This window comes from Nannocystis punicea (assembly GCF_026965555.1).
GTDB lineage: Bacteria > Myxococcota_A > Polyangia > Nannocystales > Nannocystaceae > Nannocystis > Nannocystis punicea.
In genome coordinates, this window is the sequence record NZ_CP114040.1 from 5,436,280 (window position 1) to 5,451,785 (window position 15,506).

The window sequence follows — 15,506 nt, forward strand, 5'->3', positions numbered from 1 at the left end:
CACCAGCCGCGGCATGGGGGCCCGAGTGGCCCCGCGGCGAGGGAGTCACTCTTCGACGCCTGGCAGGTGTGCGGGGCGCATCGGCGCTCGCCGGCGAGGCGAAGCGCCGCTGGAGTCATCGCACGGGAGTTCAGGGCGCACGTGCCGGGGTGCCGCTGCCGCCGTCGATCGGAGCGCGGTCGCCTGGCGCGAGAGACATGGCGGGTGGGGCATGACCGATGGGACATGTGACCTGCGTCGGCGGGCGCGGACCGGGTCGCGGAGGCTGGAATTTGCGCCGGCTCACGTCGCCCGGGGGCCGAGTCTGCGAGCGCGGGGGCCCGAGGTTTGACTCGGGCCCCCGCGGGCGGTAATTTTTCCCGGTCCCGCTCGTCTCGCCGTGGATCGCGCCTTCTCCCAAATCGCCGTGCTCGGCCTGCTCGGCGTCCAGGCCGCCGATGTCCGGCGCATGCTCGTCTACGTCGTCTGCCTGGTCCTGGCCACGGCGGTCCACGAGTTCGCCCACGCGTACGCAGCCGACCGCCTCGGCGACCCGACCCCCGGGCGCGAGGGTCGCCTGACCTTGAACCCGCTCGCGCACGCCGACCCGATCGGCACCATCGCGCTGCCGCTGTTCGCCGGCCTGACGCGGGCGCCGCTGTTCGGCTGGGGCCGGCCGGTCAACACCCAGCCGCGCTACTACAGCCGCAAGATCAGCATGCGCGGCGGGATGGCGCTGGTCGCGTTCGCGGGCCCGCTGTCGAACGTGCTCCAGGCGCTGCTGGTGGCGCTGCTCGCCTGGGGCATGGTGGCGGGCGGCATCAGCCCGGAGGCCCACGCCAGCGTGTTCGGCGTGCTCGGCCTGTTCTTCATCATGAACATCACGCTGGCGGTGTTGAACCTGCTGCCGGTGCACCCGCTCGACGGCGGCAAGGTGCTGGCGTGGCTGCTCCCGTCGCGCGCGCAGGCGGTCGACGACTTCCTGGCGAAGTGGGGCTGGGCGATCCTGCTGGCGCTGCTGCTGTCCCCCGCGCTCGGCATCCTCTTCGAGCCGGTGCTGCTGCTCGCGTACAAGACCATGGCGCTCATCGACGGCCGCTGGCTCACCGCCTACGCCGGGCTTTTGGGGCGCTGAAGCGCGGCGTGAGCGAGCGGGAGCGGGCGATGGAGCAGGGAAGCACGGGCCTCGGCGAGGGTGCCCCTCGCGCGCGCGAGCGCAAGGGTCCGTCGAGCCCGATCTACTCGGTCGAGCTCGAGGTCTTCGAGGGCCCGCTCGACCTGCTGCTGCACCTCGTGCGCAAGCACGAGCTCGACATCCTCGACATCCCGATCTCGTTCGTCGCCGAGAAGTACCTCGCGTACCTCGACGTGATGCGCCAGCTCGACCTCGAGATCGCCGGCGACTACCTGGTGATGGCCGCGACGCTGGCGTACCTCAAGAGCCGCGAGCTGCTGCCGCCGGAGCCGCGCGCGGGCGAGGCGGGCCAGAGCGAGGAGGAGGAGGGCGAGGACCCGCGCGAGGCGCTGATCCGCCGGCTCGTCGAGTACGAGCGGTTCAAGCAGGCCGCGGCCGAGCTCGACTCGCTGCCGGTGTCGGGTCGCGACGTGTTCGCCCGCGGCGCCGAGCTGGTGATGCCGCCGATCGACCCCGGGCTCGCGCCGGTGTCGCTGTTCAACCTCGCGGAGGCGTACTACCGCGTGCTCACGCGCGCGAAGGTGAAGTCGACGCACGAGGTCCAGATCGAGGCGGTGACGGTGGCCCAGCGGATCAAGCAGCTGGCGCTGATCCTCGAGGAGAAGCCGCACTTCGAGTTCGAGGAGCTGTTCCTGAACCGCACCTGGAACAGCGAGCGCGAGCTGCGGGCGATGATGGTGGTGACGCTGATGTCGATCCTCGAGATGGTGAAGCTCGGGGTCGCCGGCGTGCAGCAGCCGCACGAGAGCCCGACGATCCGGATCTACCGCCGCGCCTCGGCCGAGCAGACGCAGGCGGCGCTGGCCGACTACGACGAGGACGCCAGCTTCGGCGCGCCGAAGCCGAAAGCCGGCGAAGAGGGCGCGCCCCCGCCGGCGCGCGAGGGCAAGCCGCCGCGCACGGAGGCCGAGCTCGACGCGGTCGAGGAGGCGGCGCTGCTCGCCGAGGCGCTGGCGTCGGTGCAAGAGCCCGAGGAGCCCGTCGTCGGCTACGCCGACGAGGGCGAGGACGTGGCGGCGAACGACCCCGCCTCCGAGTACGACGACGAGGCCCGCCCGGCGCCGCGCGTCCGCCGAGCCGAGGGCCGGCCGACGCGGCAGGGTCGGGATGTCCTCGAGGACAGGGACGAGGAGATCGAGGACTTCCGCGACGGGCGGCTGGTGATCGTCGAGGGGACGAGCGCCGAGGTGCCGCGGGAGGAGGACGGCCGGACGCGACGGGGCAGGCTCGCAGAAGCGGCAGCGGGGTCGAGCCCGGTGGCCGACGCGGAGCAGGATGTCCCTTCGGACAGCTCGGCGGGCGACGGCTCGGCTGGCGAAGGCTCGGCGGGCCTCCCCGAGCCAGCAGCGGCAGGGCTCCAGGCGGACGCGGGTGTCGAGGGGGACGCGTGGGCTGCCGGTGCGAGCAGGCCCGTGGAAGATGAGGCGGAGACGGCGGACGCGGCGACGCGCGAGGCCGAGCTGGCGGACGAGGCCCTGAGCGGCAGCGCGCCGGGGGGCGAAGATGTCCGCGGGGACACGTCGAAGGATGACGAGGACGACGCGCTCGTCGGGGTCGGGACCGCGGAGGAGGCGGGAGCGGACGGCGACGGACCTCCGGCCGCAGAGGACCTCGGGGGCGATGCTGCGGAGGCGGTCGAGGCTGTCGAGCGTGGGCCGAGCGGAGAAGATGTCTCCGGGGACATGTCGGCGGAGAGCTTCGAAGCGGGCAGGGTCGACGCGAGGAGCGACGCCGAGGAGCCGGTCGCTGCCGAGCGCGGGCCGAGCGAAGAAGATGTCTCCGGGGACACGTCGGCGGAGAGCTTCGAAGCGGACGGGATCGACACAGGGAGCGACGCCGATGAGCCGATTGCTGTCGAGCGCGGGCCGAGCGAAGAAGATGTCTCTGGGGACACGCCGGCGGAGAGCTTCGAAGCGGGCGGGGTCGACACGGGGAGCGACGCCGAGGAGCCGGTTGCTGTCGAGCGTGAGCCGAGCGAAGAAGATGTCTCTGGGGACACGTCGGCGGAGAGCGCCGACAATGACGGCTACGGTTCGAAGCGGCGGGCCGAGGCGACGTGGGAAGTCGACACGGCGAGCGATGCAGTCGAGGTCACGGCTGGACCCGTCGTCGACGATGCCGTTGCGGACACGTCTGTAGCGGGTGCTGCTGCGCAGAGCGAGGATGCCCTCGGGGACACATCGCCGGATGGCGGTCTCGATGCGTCGGGAGCCGCCGAGGAGGTGCGAGCGGTCGAAGGGGTGAGCGTCGGCCCGGCGGACGCCTTCGACACCTCGAGTGATGTCCCGGTGGTCATGCCGGACTCGTCGGGCGAGGCGCACGAGGCAGAAGTCGCGGTCGAGGAAGTGCCGACGAGCGAGGATGTCCCTGGGGACCTATCGACGGAGCATTCTGAGGATGGCGGCGTCGTTGCGTCGCCGAAGCCGGCCGAGGCGCAAGCGGTCCGCTCGTGGAGCGAGCTCGACGAGGCGGAAGTCCCGGTCGCGGAAGAGCCGACGAGCGAAGATGTCCTCGGAGACACGTCGGTGGGGAGCGTCCAGATCGACGTTTTTGCGTCGCCGAGCACGGAGGTGGCACGAGATGCCGAGACGGCGAGCGATGTGTCGGAGCCGGAGTGCGCAGACGCGATCGACGACGCACTGCGGGGCGAGGATGTCCGCGGAGACACGTCGGAGGTGCAGGGCCTCGAGGATGCCTCGTCGAGCAAGGGGCAGGCGCGCGCGGAATCCGAGTGGGCGAGCGAGCCCGACGCAACGTCGGACGCGGAGCCGTGCGCCGAGGCGTGGAGGCCGGAGGATGTCCTCGAGGTCACGTCGGCGCAGGTGCGCCAGGACGTCGATGTGACTGCGCGCGAAGACGAGGCCGACGCGAGCCCTCGTCCCAGCGAAGCGCTGGAGGAGCTCGGCGAAGCGTCGGGCCGCGGGGATGTCCATGAGGACACATTGGCGGAGAGCTCGGCGCCCGGCGGCGGGGATGTTTGGTCGCGGGCGATCGAGACGACGAGCCTGAGTGCCGGGGTGCGGGAGAGCGCTGTTGTCCCGCCCGGTACCTGGGGCGTGGACGACCAGGACGATGGTGTCGGGGGGCCGCAGGGCGCGGACGAGTCGCAGGCTGGCGCCGGTAGCGACGTCGAGACTTCGGCGGAAGGCATCACGGCGTCGGGGGACGAGGAGCGGCCGGACGCAGTTGCGGGGAGCGAAGAAGTCCTCGAGGACATGCAGGACGCCGCGGAGAGCGAAGAAGTCCTCGAGGACATGCAGGAGGCCGCGGCCGGGAGCGAAGATGTCCCCGAGGACATGCAGGAGGCAGTCGCCGGGAGCGAAGAAATTCTCGGGGACATGCAGGAGGCAGCCGCCGAGAGCGAAGATGTCCCCGAGGACATGCAGGGCGCAGGGGCCGGAAGCGAAGATGTCCCCGAGGACATGCAGGAGGCGGCTGCGGGGAGCGAAGAAATTCCCGAGGACATGCAGGAGGCGGCCGCGAGGAGCGAAGAAGTCCCCGAGGACATGCAGGACGCAGCCGCGGAGAGCGGAGATGTCCCCGAGGACATGCAGGTCGCGGACATGCAGGAGGCGGCCAAGGGGCGCGAAGAAGTCCTTGAGGACATGCGAGAGGCGGCCGCGGAGAGTGAAGATGTCTCCGAGGACATCCAGGCTCTTCGCCGAGCCGACGTCGACGCGGGGGCCGGAGATGCGGGCAGCGGCGGTGAACCTGTCCATTCGGACAGTGACGAGGACGCGGCCGGCGGGTTATTCCTCAACACGGGCGAGGGCCTCGGCGCGCGCGAGCTCGGCGAGGTCGACGACGATGAGGATGACGCGCAGTGACGGCGGCCGTGACAGGGGGTAGGACATGGTAAAGCCGCGCAAGACGGGCCTGAAGGCCCCGCCGCGGGTACACGCGGGCGAGAGCGTGCCGGCCGTCGGTCCCGAGACGCCCGAGTCGACCGACACGACGGCGGAGCCCGAGCGCGACGAGGCCGCGAGCGCGGTGGACGAGGCTGCGGCAGCGACTTCGGTCGAGGACGCCGGCGACGCGCCGCTCGAGGAGAGCAGCGGGGGTCTTCCGGAGGATGCGTCGAGCAGTGAGGCCGCGGAGTCCGGCGACACGAAGCCGGCCGAGGCAGAGAGCGGATCGCGGTCGCGTGCTTCGCGTCGCGGCCGGACCGGGGCCCGCAGCAAGAGCAGCGGCGACGAGGGCGGCTCTACGGACGCCGAGGCGCCGCGCGCTCGCACGGGACGTCGCAGCCGCGGAGCGGGACGCGCGAGCGGTCAGCGCGGGCCGGCGGGCGGCGAAGCGGAGGCGGGCGTCGAGGCTGGCGGCGAGCCGGGGGAGGCCGACAGGGGCGTCGAGGCTGGCGGCGAGTTGGGAGATGTTGGCGGGGGCGTCGGAGCCGGCGGCGAGCTGGGGGATGCCGACAGAGGCGCCGGGGCCGGCAGCGAGCCGGGCGAGCCGGGGGAACTGGGGACCGACGGGCGAGATGCGGCGGGAGGCGACGCGGAGCACGAGGCGAGCGACGAGCAGAGCGCCGACTCTGCTCTGTACGAGCGAGGCGAGGCTCCCGCGGCTGATTCCCAGCCGGTAGCGAGCGAAGTCCCCGGGCTGTCCGATGAGACAGGTGGAAGGGCCGAGAGCGGCGCCGAAGCGTCGGAGGCGGACGAGCGCGCCGGCGCCGAGGGGCAGGGTGATGCTCCGGCGGACGGAACGCCGAGCGGCGCGGAGAATCTGCCCGAGGGAGCAGGTCCGGAGGATCCGATCACGGCAGCGCTGGCTGCTGCTTCGGCGCCGCGGGCGGCCACCCCGGGCGTGGTGCTGAGTGACGAGCTGCCGATCGATCCGGACGACGACCTGCGCGGGATCGAGGGCGAGGCCTCGGCGCGCCTGGTGTCGATCCTCGAGAGCCTCCTGTTTTCGGCGGCGAAGCCGCTGTCGGTCAAGGACCTGCGCAAGGTGCTGCAGGAGACCAGTCAGCGGCAGATCCAGCTGGCGCTGCGGCACTTGATGGACGTGACGAGCACGCGGGGGATCGTGCTCGCGCAGGTCGCGGGCGGGTTCCAGTTCCGCACGCACCCCGAGAACGCGGTGTGGGTGCAGAAGATGCTGCAGGCCAAGCCGGCGAAGCTGAGCCGGACTCAGATCGAGACGCTGGCGATCGTGGCCTACCGACAACCGGTCACGCGGCCCGAGATCGACGACATCCGCGGCGTCGACAGTGGCGCGGTGCTGAAGTCGCTGCTCGAGCGCGAGCTGATCCAGATCGTCGGCAAGAAGGACGAGCCGGGGCGTCCGTTGCTGTACGGGACGACCGTCCGGTTCCTCGAGTTCTTCAACCTCCGCGGGCTGCGCGACCTGCCCACCCTGCGTGACTTCCGTGACCTGTCGGAGGAGTCGAAGGCGACCGTGCGCGAGCGTCTCGGCGACCTCCAGATCGCCGAGGCGCTCGGGCAGGAGGTGCTCGGCTTCACCGGTCCTGACGGACAGGGTGCTTCGGACATGTCCCTGGAGGCAGGAGCGGCGGCGCCGGGCGAGGGCGCAGCGGAGGGCGGCGAGGCGTCGCAGGCGAGCGAGGCGGGGGCATCCGGCGCTGCCGACGGCGCGGGGCGAGCCGTGTCGGAGCCGAGCGGCGAGGCCACGGACGGTGCGGCGGCATCGGACGGCGCGGCATCGGAGGCGCGGAGCGAGGCGAGTGCGGGGGACGGCGAATCTGCTGATGTGAGGGGCGAGGGCGAGGCAGTGGACGGCGAGGGACCGCGGGCAGAGGAGGAGGCCGAGCGGACCGATGGGGCCGGGGATCACGAGGAGGCGGCGAGCGACGCGGACGTCGAGTCGAATTCGGATATCGTGGACGACCGCGACGAGAGCGCTCTGCGTGTAGCGGAGGACGAGTCGGAGCGGGGCGAGGCCCGGGCGGACGCTGAGGGCGCTGCGTTGGCAGCGGACGCCGAATCGCGCGCGGACGTCGCGGACGCCCGCGCGACGCGTGACGTGAACGACGAGTCTGCGCAGGATTCGGGCGCGGCAGCGGACGACGCGGACGAGGGGGCGGAAGCGAATGTCGCGGACGCCGCGGATGAGCGAGGCGCCACGCTGGATGGGGACGACGTGCTCGGTCGGGACGAGGGCGAGGCGGCGGACGAAGTCGCGGCGATGGATGCCGACGAGGAGTCGCATGCGGACGACGCGGACGAGTCGGGTGACCACGAGGCCGCCGCGAGCGACGATGGATCGGACGACGAGGCGGCGAGCGACGAGGGCGAGGACGACGACGAGGCGGCGAGCGACGCGGCCGAGGACGACGACGAGGTCACGAGCGACGATGGAGCGGACGACGACGACGCTGCCGCGAGCGACGAGGTAGCGAGCGACGATGGAGCGGACGACGACGACGCTGCCGCGAGCGATGAAGAAGCGGACGACGAAGAAGCCGAGGCGAGCGACGACGGGGCGGACGACGAAGAAGCCGCGGCGAGCGATGATCGCGCGGACGACGTCGAGGACGCGCACGATGGGGCTGATGACGCGTCGGACCCGGAAGATGTCGATGAAGCCGCGCCGAGCGACGATGCTCGCCGGGTGAGCTTCGACGTCGACGAGGACGTACGCGAGTGGGGCGACGAGGCGTCGGGCGCGGAGGACGTCGCCGACGACGGACGCGGGAACGACGGCGAATTCGTCACCCGCGATGAGGATGCGGGCGAGATGGACGGGCAGTTCGACGCGGCGGATTCGGGCGCCTTCGACGAGGTTGCCGAGCGTGACGCGGATGTCGAGGCTGTCCTCGAAGACATGTCCGACGAGGACGCGGCGGAGCGCGACGGCGAGGCCGACGACGGGCGCGAGAGCGCCGACGACGACGACGCAGGAGCCGACGGTGAAACGGCCGGCAAGCGGTGGGACGAAGATGACGGCGGGCGCGCGCTGGCAGCGGCCGACGAGCCCTCCTACGGGCGCGAGGACGCGACGACCGGGCGATCGACGCCGCAACGGCCGCGGCGCGAGCCGGCGGCCGGGGACGATGAACACGAGGATTGAGCCGCGAGGCGGCGCAGAGGAGCAGCGAGCATGAAGCGAACGACCAACCAGGGCAGGGCCGGCGGACCGAAGGCCGCCACGCGGTCGCAGGGCGCCCGGAATCAGGGCAAGGCGCAGGGCCGTCGAGACACGTCCGCGGCCGCTCGTCCGGCGAGCAAGGGCGGGACGCGGGCGCGTCCGGCCGGCGCGTCGGGGCGGGGTCGGCCCGGCGAGGCCGGCTCTGTCACGCGGGACAGAGGGGCGGACGGCGCGGAGACGAGGGGCGGTCCGGGTGGCCGAAAAGGCAGGTCCGAAGCGCCAGGTCGCGGAGAGCATGTCCGCGGAGGCAGGTCGTTCGGGACGACCGGAGGGTCTCGCGGCGCGGGCGCGCGAGTCGGCGCCCCCGGGCGCGGACGGGCCGACAGGGCGGCGGCGGACCACGACGGCGGGGAGCCCGCCCGAGCGGATCGGTCGCACGCCGGTCGCGCGGGCAAGGCGGTCCGCGAGTCCGGTGGCGGGCGGGCTGTCCGCGAGCCCGGTGGCAGGCGGGCTGCCCGCACGGACAGGTCGCAGGGCGCCGCTCGCGGAAAAGGGGCGGTGCGCGATGAGGGCAGGCGGGACCGAGAGGTCCTCGCGGACCTGGAAGATGTCCGGGAGGACAGGCCGCGCGCCGGCGCCGGCGAGCGATCTGCCCCAAAGGGCAGGTCGGGAGCGGCTGCTCGCGACGGCAAGTCGCCCGCCCGTGGAGCGGGGCGGGGCGCGGGGGTGAAGCGCGGGGGCGCGGCTGTCCGCGGGGACAGGTCGGAAGCGGCAGGGCGCGGGAGCGCGGCTGTCCGCGGGGCCAGGTCGAGCGGGGCTGCTGTCCGCGGGGACAGATCGGAAGCGGCGGGGCGCGGGAGCGCGGCCGTCCGCGGGGACAGGTCGGGCGGGCGCGGCGGGAAGGCCGGCGCGACCGGCACCGCGCGCGGCGGGAAGGCCCGCGGGTCGGCTGTTCCGAAGGACAGTTCGGCGCCGCGCGGTCTCACCGACGCGGTGGCGCTGCGGCGCGCCGAACGGGCGGCCGCGACGCGGACCGGCGCGAAGGCCCCGGCGAAGGCGAAGGCGAAGGGGAGCGCGGCGGCGCCGGAGATCCTGCGACCGCCGACGGTGCGGCTGCAGAAGGCGCTGGCGGCGGCCGGCGTGACCTCGCGGCGCAAGGCCGAGGAGCTGATCGCGGCCGGAGCGATCAAGGTGAACGGCAAGCGGGTCACGGAGCTGGGCACGAAGGTCGACCCCGACCGCGACGTGATCGAGGTCCGGGGCAGCCGCGTGCAGCTGGAGAAGAAGGTGTACTTCCTGCTGAACAAGCCCGACGGCGTGGTCTGCTCGGCCGAGGGCCCGAAAGACGGCGAGGGGCGCCCGACGGTGCTGTCGCTGTTCCCGGAGCTGGCGCAGCGGATCTACCCGGTCGGTCGCCTCGACTTTCACACCCGCGGGGCGCTCATCCTGACCAACGACGGCGATCTCGCGGCGGCGCTGACCCACCCGCGGCACGAGATCCCGAAGACCTACCACGTGAAGTTTCAGGGCAAGCTCACGGAGGCCGAGCTCGGCACCCTGGCCAACGGGGTCACGCTCGAGGACGGGACGGTCACTCGCCCGGCGGCCGAGGTCAGCGTGATCAAGGATACCGCGACCAACAGCTGGGTGCAGATCACGCTGCGACAGGGCCTGAACCGGCAGATTCGCCGCATGGGCGAGGCTATCGGCAGACCGGTCCTGAAGCTCATCCGCGTCGCCATCGGCGATGTCACGGCGGATGGGCTGGCAGATGGTGAGTTTCGTCCGCTGACCCCCACCGAGGTCTACGACCTGATGGCCGCCGCGTCGCCGGCCGCGCATCCGGGCGCCAAGGCCCGCGCCCGCCATGGAGGCGAGGATTCGACCCCCGCTGCGGGCGGACGGGCGCGTTCCCGGCTTGCGCCGGGGAAGCGGGCGGGGTAGTGTCCGCGCCCCGCTCGTCGTTCAGGACCCGCAGGGGTCGTGAAGACAATTTCCGCCAGGACTTCGTATGGCCAAGAACTCTCAAGTTTTGCGCGACAAGAAGCGCGACAAGCTGATCAGCAAGTACGCTGCCCGCCGCGGCGAGCTGCGCGACAAGCTCAAGGACCCGAACATCGATCTCGACGACAAGCTCGCGATCTCGGCGCAGCTCACCAAGCTGCCCCTGAACTCGTGCCCGACCCGCAAGACCCGGCGCTGCATGCTGACGGGCCGCTCCAAGGCGGTCTATCGCAAGTTCGGCCTGTGCCGGAACATGCTCCGCGAGCTCGCCCTCAAGGGCGAACTGCCGGGCGTGACCAAGTCGAGCTGGTGAACTCGTCGCTCGCCGCAGGAGAGTCATGAAGTCCGGAATCCATCCCAGCTACCGCAAGGTCCTGTTCGTCGACGCCGCCTCGGGTGACGAGTGGGTGTCCTACTCGACGATGACCGGCAGCGACACGCGCTCGCACAAGGGAGAGGACCTCCCGGTCGTCCGCGTCGACATCTCGTCGTTCAGCCATCCGTTCTGGACCGGCCAATCGCGCGAGGTCGACACCGAGGGCCGCATGGACCGCTTCCGCCGCCGCTACGGCGTCAAGGGCGGCGCTGCTGCGGCCGCCGCGAAGCCGGCCGCCGCTGCCGCTCCGGCGCCCGCCAAGGTCGAGGCCGCTGCGCCCGCCAAGGCCGCCGGCAAGGCGAAGAAGAAGTGAGTCCCACGCCGGACCCCGCGGTCCGGCGACCGAACTCCACGCGCGTCACGACTTCCGGGTCGTGATGCGCTTTTGCTTTGGGTCCGATGCAGCGCGTCGTCGCGTCGACCGGCTACGCCGGCACGACGCGTCGACCGGCTACGCCGGCACGACGCGTCGACCGGCTACGCCGCACCTCGCGGCGAAGCGGCGCCGCTCGCCGTGCCGCGGATCCGAGCGCTCGTCCACGGACGACTCGTCGACCGGCTACGCGGGCACCTCGCCGCGAAGCAGCGCCGCTCGCTCCGCCGGGCGCCTCGGATCCGGGCGCTCGTCCACGGCGAGAGCTCCCGAGCGCTGTCTTTCGGCGCATGTCCTTGAGGACATGGTCTGACTCGCCGATGGCGAGCGAGTCACATGTCTCGAAGGCCAGGTTGTGCGGCGGTCTTCGGCGCCGAGGCGGCGCCCGCGATCACACGCGCAGGACCTGGGCGGCCCAGGTGAAGCCGGTGCCGAAGGCGGTCATGGCGACGATGTCTCCGTCGCGCACGCGACCGGCGGCGCGGGCCTCGTCGAGCGCGACGGGGATCGTCGCGGCCGACATGTTGCCGTAGCGATCGACGATCGACACCATCTTCGCCGGGGCGATCGTCGTGCGGGCCCGTGTGGCCTCCATGATGCGCGTGTTGGCCTGGTGCGGGATGAGCAGCGTCACGTCTTCGGGGGCCACGCCGGCGCGCTTCAAAGCCTCGATCGCGCCCTCGCTCATGGCGGTGACGGCGTGCTTGAAGACGGTGTTGCCCTCCATGTGCACGGTGTGGGCCCTGGCCGCGACGCTCTCGGCGCTGGCCGGTTGACGCGAGCCGCCGGCGGGCTGGTAGAGCACCCGGGCGAGGGTTCCGTCGGCGCCCCAGGCCGAGCCGAGCAGGCCGCGATCTTCTTCGCAGGCCGTGAGGATCGCCGCACCGGCGCCATCACCGAACAGCACGCAGGTGCTGCGGTCCTCCCAGTTGACGACCTTGCTCATCACCTCGGCGCCGACGACGGCGGCGGTGCGGGCGCCCCCGCCGGCGATCAGGCTGGCCGCGAGCTCCATGCCGTACAGCCATCCGGAGCAGCCGGCGCTGACGTCGAAGGCCGCGGGCCCGCGCAGGCCGAGCTTGTGCTGCACCCAACACGCGGTCGACGGGAACAGGGTATCGGGGGTCGACGTGGCGACGATCAGGACGTCGATCGCGTCGGGCCCCATGCCGGCGGCGCTGCACGCCGACATCAGCGCTTCGGCGGCGAGGTCGGAGGTCGCGACTTCGGGAGCCGCGATCCGGCGCTCACGAATTCCCGTCCGCTCGACGATCCACTGATCCGTGGTGTCGATCATCGTCTCGAGCTCGGCGTTCGTCAGCACGCGCGGCGGCAAGGCGCGCGCAGTGGCGAGGATCTTGAACCGGCGCATGCGTCACCTGCTAGCTCACCCTGCGACTGCACGGCAATCGACAAGGATGTGCGGCAGCGCCGGCCGCGGCACGATGGAGCCAACACACGTCGTTTTGCACGCAATTGCCGGGACATGCTCCCGGGCTGGTACAGTACCGGGGCCATTTTGCCCCTCGCCCGTATGCGCTCCACGTTCATTGCCTGCGCAACTCTCCTGGCGGCCTCGACCTTCGTCGCGTGCGCCTCGTCGCTCGACAAGGCCCGGGTCGCCCGTAACGCCAACGATGACGTCAGGGCCGAGCAGTACCTGCGTAAGTCGATGGCGAGCGATCCCGAGGACCGCGCGGCGGCGCAGCGTGAATTGGCGTCGCTCAAGTTCGCCCAAGCCCAGGCCAAGGCCAAGCAAGATCCCGCGGCCGCCGAGCAGCTCGTGCGCGAGAGCTTGACGCTGGCCCCGGGCGACGAGAAGGCCGTCGATCTCCTCGGTCGCGTCATCCACGCGCAGGGCCGCCTCGACGAGGCGATCCAGGTGCTCGGCGAGGGCGACGGCAAGAACTGCGACATGTGCAAGCGCTACCTCTCGGTGCTGCTGCTCGAGCGCGCCGGCAAGCGCGAGGCGGCCAAGGACTTCGAGGGCGCGCGCGCCGATTACTCGCGGGCCACCGAGCTCATCCCCGACGCCACCACGGCGCTGGCGGTCGCGCGCAGCAGCGAACAGCTCGGCGATCTCGAGGGCATGACGCGCGCCATCGAGAAGGCGGTGCCGCTGATCCGCCCCGAGGACACCGCGGCCCAGACGGAATTCCTCGGCTTCCGCGAGCGAACCGTGCTGGCGGCGGCGAGCCGCGGAGACGTCGCCACCTGCGATCGCTGGCTCAACTTCTTCCCCCCGGGCGCGGGCGGGGACGGCTGGTACGTGTTGCAGCTGCGCGTCGCGCAGGAGCTGTACCGCCAGAAGAAGGTCGACGTCGCCATCACGCGCGCGCGGACCATGCTCGGCTCGACGCACACCGACACGCTGCCGGCCAACCGCAAGACCGAGTTCCAGCGGTTCCTCGCCGACATCTATCGTCTGCAGGGCGTCGGCTACCTGCGCGAAGGCAAGCTCGCCGAGGCCGACGACAACTTCCGGCTGGCGATGGAGTTCCTGCCGGGCGACGACAAGATCAAGCTGCTGCGGGCGCTGGCGATCGGCGGCAACCACGAGACCGAGAAGGCGATCCAGGTGGTGAAGGCGCTGCCGAAGGAGACCAAGGGGCACGCGGAGGTGCTGGCGATCCTCGAGAGCATGCAGGTCGCCGATCGCCTGGCCGAGGGCGACGTCGAGGGAGCGAAGGCCGCGCTCGCGCGCGCGCAGGCGGCCAGCGCGGAGACGCCCGAGGTCCACGTGGCGATGGCCGAGATGCTCGTCATCACCCCGGCTGCGGGCGTCAACAAGGGCATCGTCCGCCAGCTCAAGAAGAGCGGGATCATCAAGTACCCGAACGACGAGGTCAACCGCTACGGCGAGGCGCTGTCGGAGCTGGCGTGGGCGCGCGAACAAGCGCGCGGGCTCGGCGAGGGCTACCTGTTCCGCGGGCCGGGGATCGACGCGCGCATGGCCAACCTCGACCGTCAGCTGCGGGCCTTCTACCCGTTCCCGGTCGAGTTCAACGCCGACAGCACGGCGATCCTGAAGATCCGCTTCAAGAGCGGCGCGGCCGGCGAGGTCGGGGTCAAGACCGGCAGCGAGCAGACGATCCTCGTGCCCGCGGGCAGCGAGGGCGCCGAGTTGACCGTGCGCGACCCGGGCCTGACGTACTTCCGGATCAACGGCAAGGTCTCCAGCTTCGTCACCGAGCCCTACACCCGGGTGACGATCGACCTGTGACGCCGCTGAGCCCGCCGTCGTCCGGCGCCGATCGCCGCTGCACGACCCGCGGGGCCTGATAGACTCGCCGGCGATGCAGTCCTGTCCCTATCGCAAGATCCGTCCGCTGGGCGAGGGGTCGATGGGGGACGTGCACCTGTGCGTCGACGTGCAGCAGCGCCGCCTGGTCGTGGTCAAGTGGCTGCGGGCCGAGCTGCACGAGGGCAGTCAGGCGGCGGTCCGGTTCCGACGCGAGGCCGAGCTGATGGCGGGGGCCAACTTCCCCGGCGTCATCAAGGTCGAGGAGTGGGGCCTCGACGAGTTCGGTCGCACGTGGATGGCGATGGAGTTCGTCGACGGCCTCATGCCGTCGGCGGTGGTCGGGCCCGGTGATTGTTGGTCGGTGCACCGGCTGCTCGCCGGCGTCGGCCAGGGCCTCGACGACCTCCACGGCCTCGGCGTGGTCCACCGCGACCTCAAGCCCGAGAACGTGCTCCTGCGCAGCTCGGTCGACGGCTGGGAGCCGGTGATCATCGACCTCGGGATCGCCAAGTGGCTGGCGCAGGAGACCGCGACCGCGAGCGGCTCGGTGTTCGGCACGCCGCACTACATGAGCCCGGAGCAGTGCCGCGACACCAAGCACGTCGGTCCGGCGACCGACCGCTACGCCGTTGCGGTCATCATCTTCGAGCTGCTGGCGGGGCGCCGGCCGTTCGAGGGCCGCACGATCCCCGAGCTGCTGCGGCAGCACCTCGAGTCGCCGGTGCCGGAGCTGCAGATCCCCAAGCGCGTGCGCTCCGGGGCGATCCGCGACACCGCGGCCAAGGCGACGTATCCGTCGCCCAACCTCGACGCGTTCATGCGCAAGGCGATGGCCAAGGAGCCGCGGCTGCGGTTCGGCAGCGGGAAAGAGATGGCGACGGAGTTCGAGCGCGCGGCCAAGGCCGACGGGCTGTGGGAGATCCCTGACCCTTCGGACATGACGCCGCTGTTCCCGGCGCTGACCCACCCGATGGCCGAGATCATCATCGACGGCGAGTCGCGCCAGCGCTTCGACGTGCGCCACGGGCCGCTGGTGCTCGGGCGTCACGAGTCGTGCCAGGTGGTGCTCGGCTCGCCGCGGCTCAGCCGCCTGCACGCGTGCGTGTACCTGCACCGCGGGCGGGTGTGGGCCGCCGATCTGCACAGCCAGAATGGCACTCTGTTCCAGGGCCGCGCGCTCCAGCCGGGCGTGCCGATGCCGTTCCCGCCGGGCGGCCAGACCGCCGTGTTCACGCTCTACAACCGCAACATCGCCGTCCGCCTGTGCACCACCACGGGGCCGTGA

Annotated in this window: 9 protein-coding genes; 8 read left to right on the forward strand and 1 reads right to left on the reverse strand. The window is 72.0% G+C overall.

The window, feature by feature from the left end; translation table 11 throughout:
• Window positions 1–379 precede the first annotated feature (379 nt).
• The 6 genes from O0S08_RS21020 (at window position 380) to O0S08_RS21045 (ending at window position 10,917) form a co-directional block, all read left to right on the forward strand.
• Window positions 380–1,114, forward strand: coding sequence for a site-2 protease family protein (locus O0S08_RS21020; RefSeq protein WP_269040984.1), 735 nt, complete (start codon window positions 380–382; stop codon window positions 1,112–1,114).
• Window positions 1,115–1,143: 29 nt separating this feature from the next.
• Window positions 1,144–5,001, forward strand: coding sequence for a segregation/condensation protein A (locus O0S08_RS21025; protein ID WP_269040985.1), 3,858 nt, complete (start codon window positions 1,144–1,146; stop codon window positions 4,999–5,001).
• A 163-nt stretch (window positions 5,002–5,164) separates the two neighbouring features.
• Window positions 5,165–8,206: an SMC-Scp complex subunit ScpB gene (scpB, locus tag O0S08_RS21030; RefSeq protein ID WP_269040986.1), complete on the forward strand. Its 3,042-nt coding sequence runs from the start codon at window positions 5,165–5,167 to the stop codon at window positions 8,204–8,206.
• Window positions 8,207–9,217: 1,011 nt separating this feature from the next.
• On the forward strand, window positions 9,218–10,168 hold the full coding sequence (locus tag O0S08_RS21035; protein ID WP_269040987.1) for a pseudouridine synthase: 951 nt from the start codon (window positions 9,218–9,220) through the stop codon (window positions 10,166–10,168).
• A 67-nt stretch (window positions 10,169–10,235) separates the two neighbouring features.
• The gene (rpsN, locus tag O0S08_RS21040; protein ID WP_269040988.1) at window positions 10,236–10,541 is read left to right on the forward strand and encodes a 30S ribosomal protein S14; all 306 of its coding nucleotides are present in this window, start codon (window positions 10,236–10,238) and stop codon (window positions 10,539–10,541) included.
• A gap of 25 nt (window positions 10,542–10,566) precedes the next feature.
• Window positions 10,567–10,917, forward strand: coding sequence for a type B 50S ribosomal protein L31 (locus O0S08_RS21045; protein ID WP_269040989.1), 351 nt, complete (start codon window positions 10,567–10,569; stop codon window positions 10,915–10,917).
• Window positions 10,918–11,368: 451 nt separating this feature from the next.
• Here O0S08_RS21045 and O0S08_RS21050 read toward each other — a convergent pair whose 3' ends face one another.
• Complete coding sequence (locus O0S08_RS21050; protein ID WP_269040990.1) at window positions 11,369–12,349, reverse strand: beta-ketoacyl-ACP synthase III; 981 nt, start codon at window positions 12,347–12,349, stop codon at window positions 11,369–11,371.
• Window positions 12,350–12,511: 162 nt separating this feature from the next.
• Here O0S08_RS21050 and O0S08_RS21055 point away from each other — a divergent pair, with 162 nt between their 5' ends.
• Both O0S08_RS21055 and O0S08_RS21060 read left to right on the forward strand, forming a co-directional pair.
• Window positions 12,512–14,200, forward strand: coding sequence for a tetratricopeptide repeat protein (locus O0S08_RS21055; RefSeq protein WP_269040991.1), 1,689 nt, complete (start codon window positions 12,512–12,514; stop codon window positions 14,198–14,200).
• Between the two features lie 73 nt (window positions 14,201–14,273).
• Window positions 14,274–15,506: an FHA domain-containing serine/threonine-protein kinase gene (locus tag O0S08_RS21060; protein ID WP_269040992.1), complete on the forward strand. Its 1,233-nt coding sequence runs from the start codon at window positions 14,274–14,276 to the stop codon at window positions 15,504–15,506.

Bases quoted from the DNA above. Each gene is read 5' to 3' on its own strand.
- O0S08_RS21050 (WP_269040990.1), bottom strand. From the start codon at position 12,349: ATGCGCCGGTTCAAGATCCTCGCCACTGCGCGCGCCTTGCCGCCGCGC.
- O0S08_RS21055 (WP_269040991.1), top strand. From the start codon at position 12,512: ATGCGCTCCACGTTCATTGCCTGCGCAACTCTCCTGGCGGCCTCGACC.
- O0S08_RS21060 (WP_269040992.1), top strand. From the start codon at position 14,274: ATGCAGTCCTGTCCCTATCGCAAGATCCGTCCGCTGGGCGAGGGGTCG.
- O0S08_RS21025 (WP_269040985.1), top strand. From the start codon at position 1,144: ATGGAGCAGGGAAGCACGGGCCTCGGCGAGGGTGCCCCTCGCGCGCGC.
- O0S08_RS21045 (WP_269040989.1), top strand. From the start codon at position 10,567: ATGAAGTCCGGAATCCATCCCAGCTACCGCAAGGTCCTGTTCGTCGAC.
- rpsN (WP_269040988.1), top strand. From the start codon at position 10,236: ATGGCCAAGAACTCTCAAGTTTTGCGCGACAAGAAGCGCGACAAGCTG.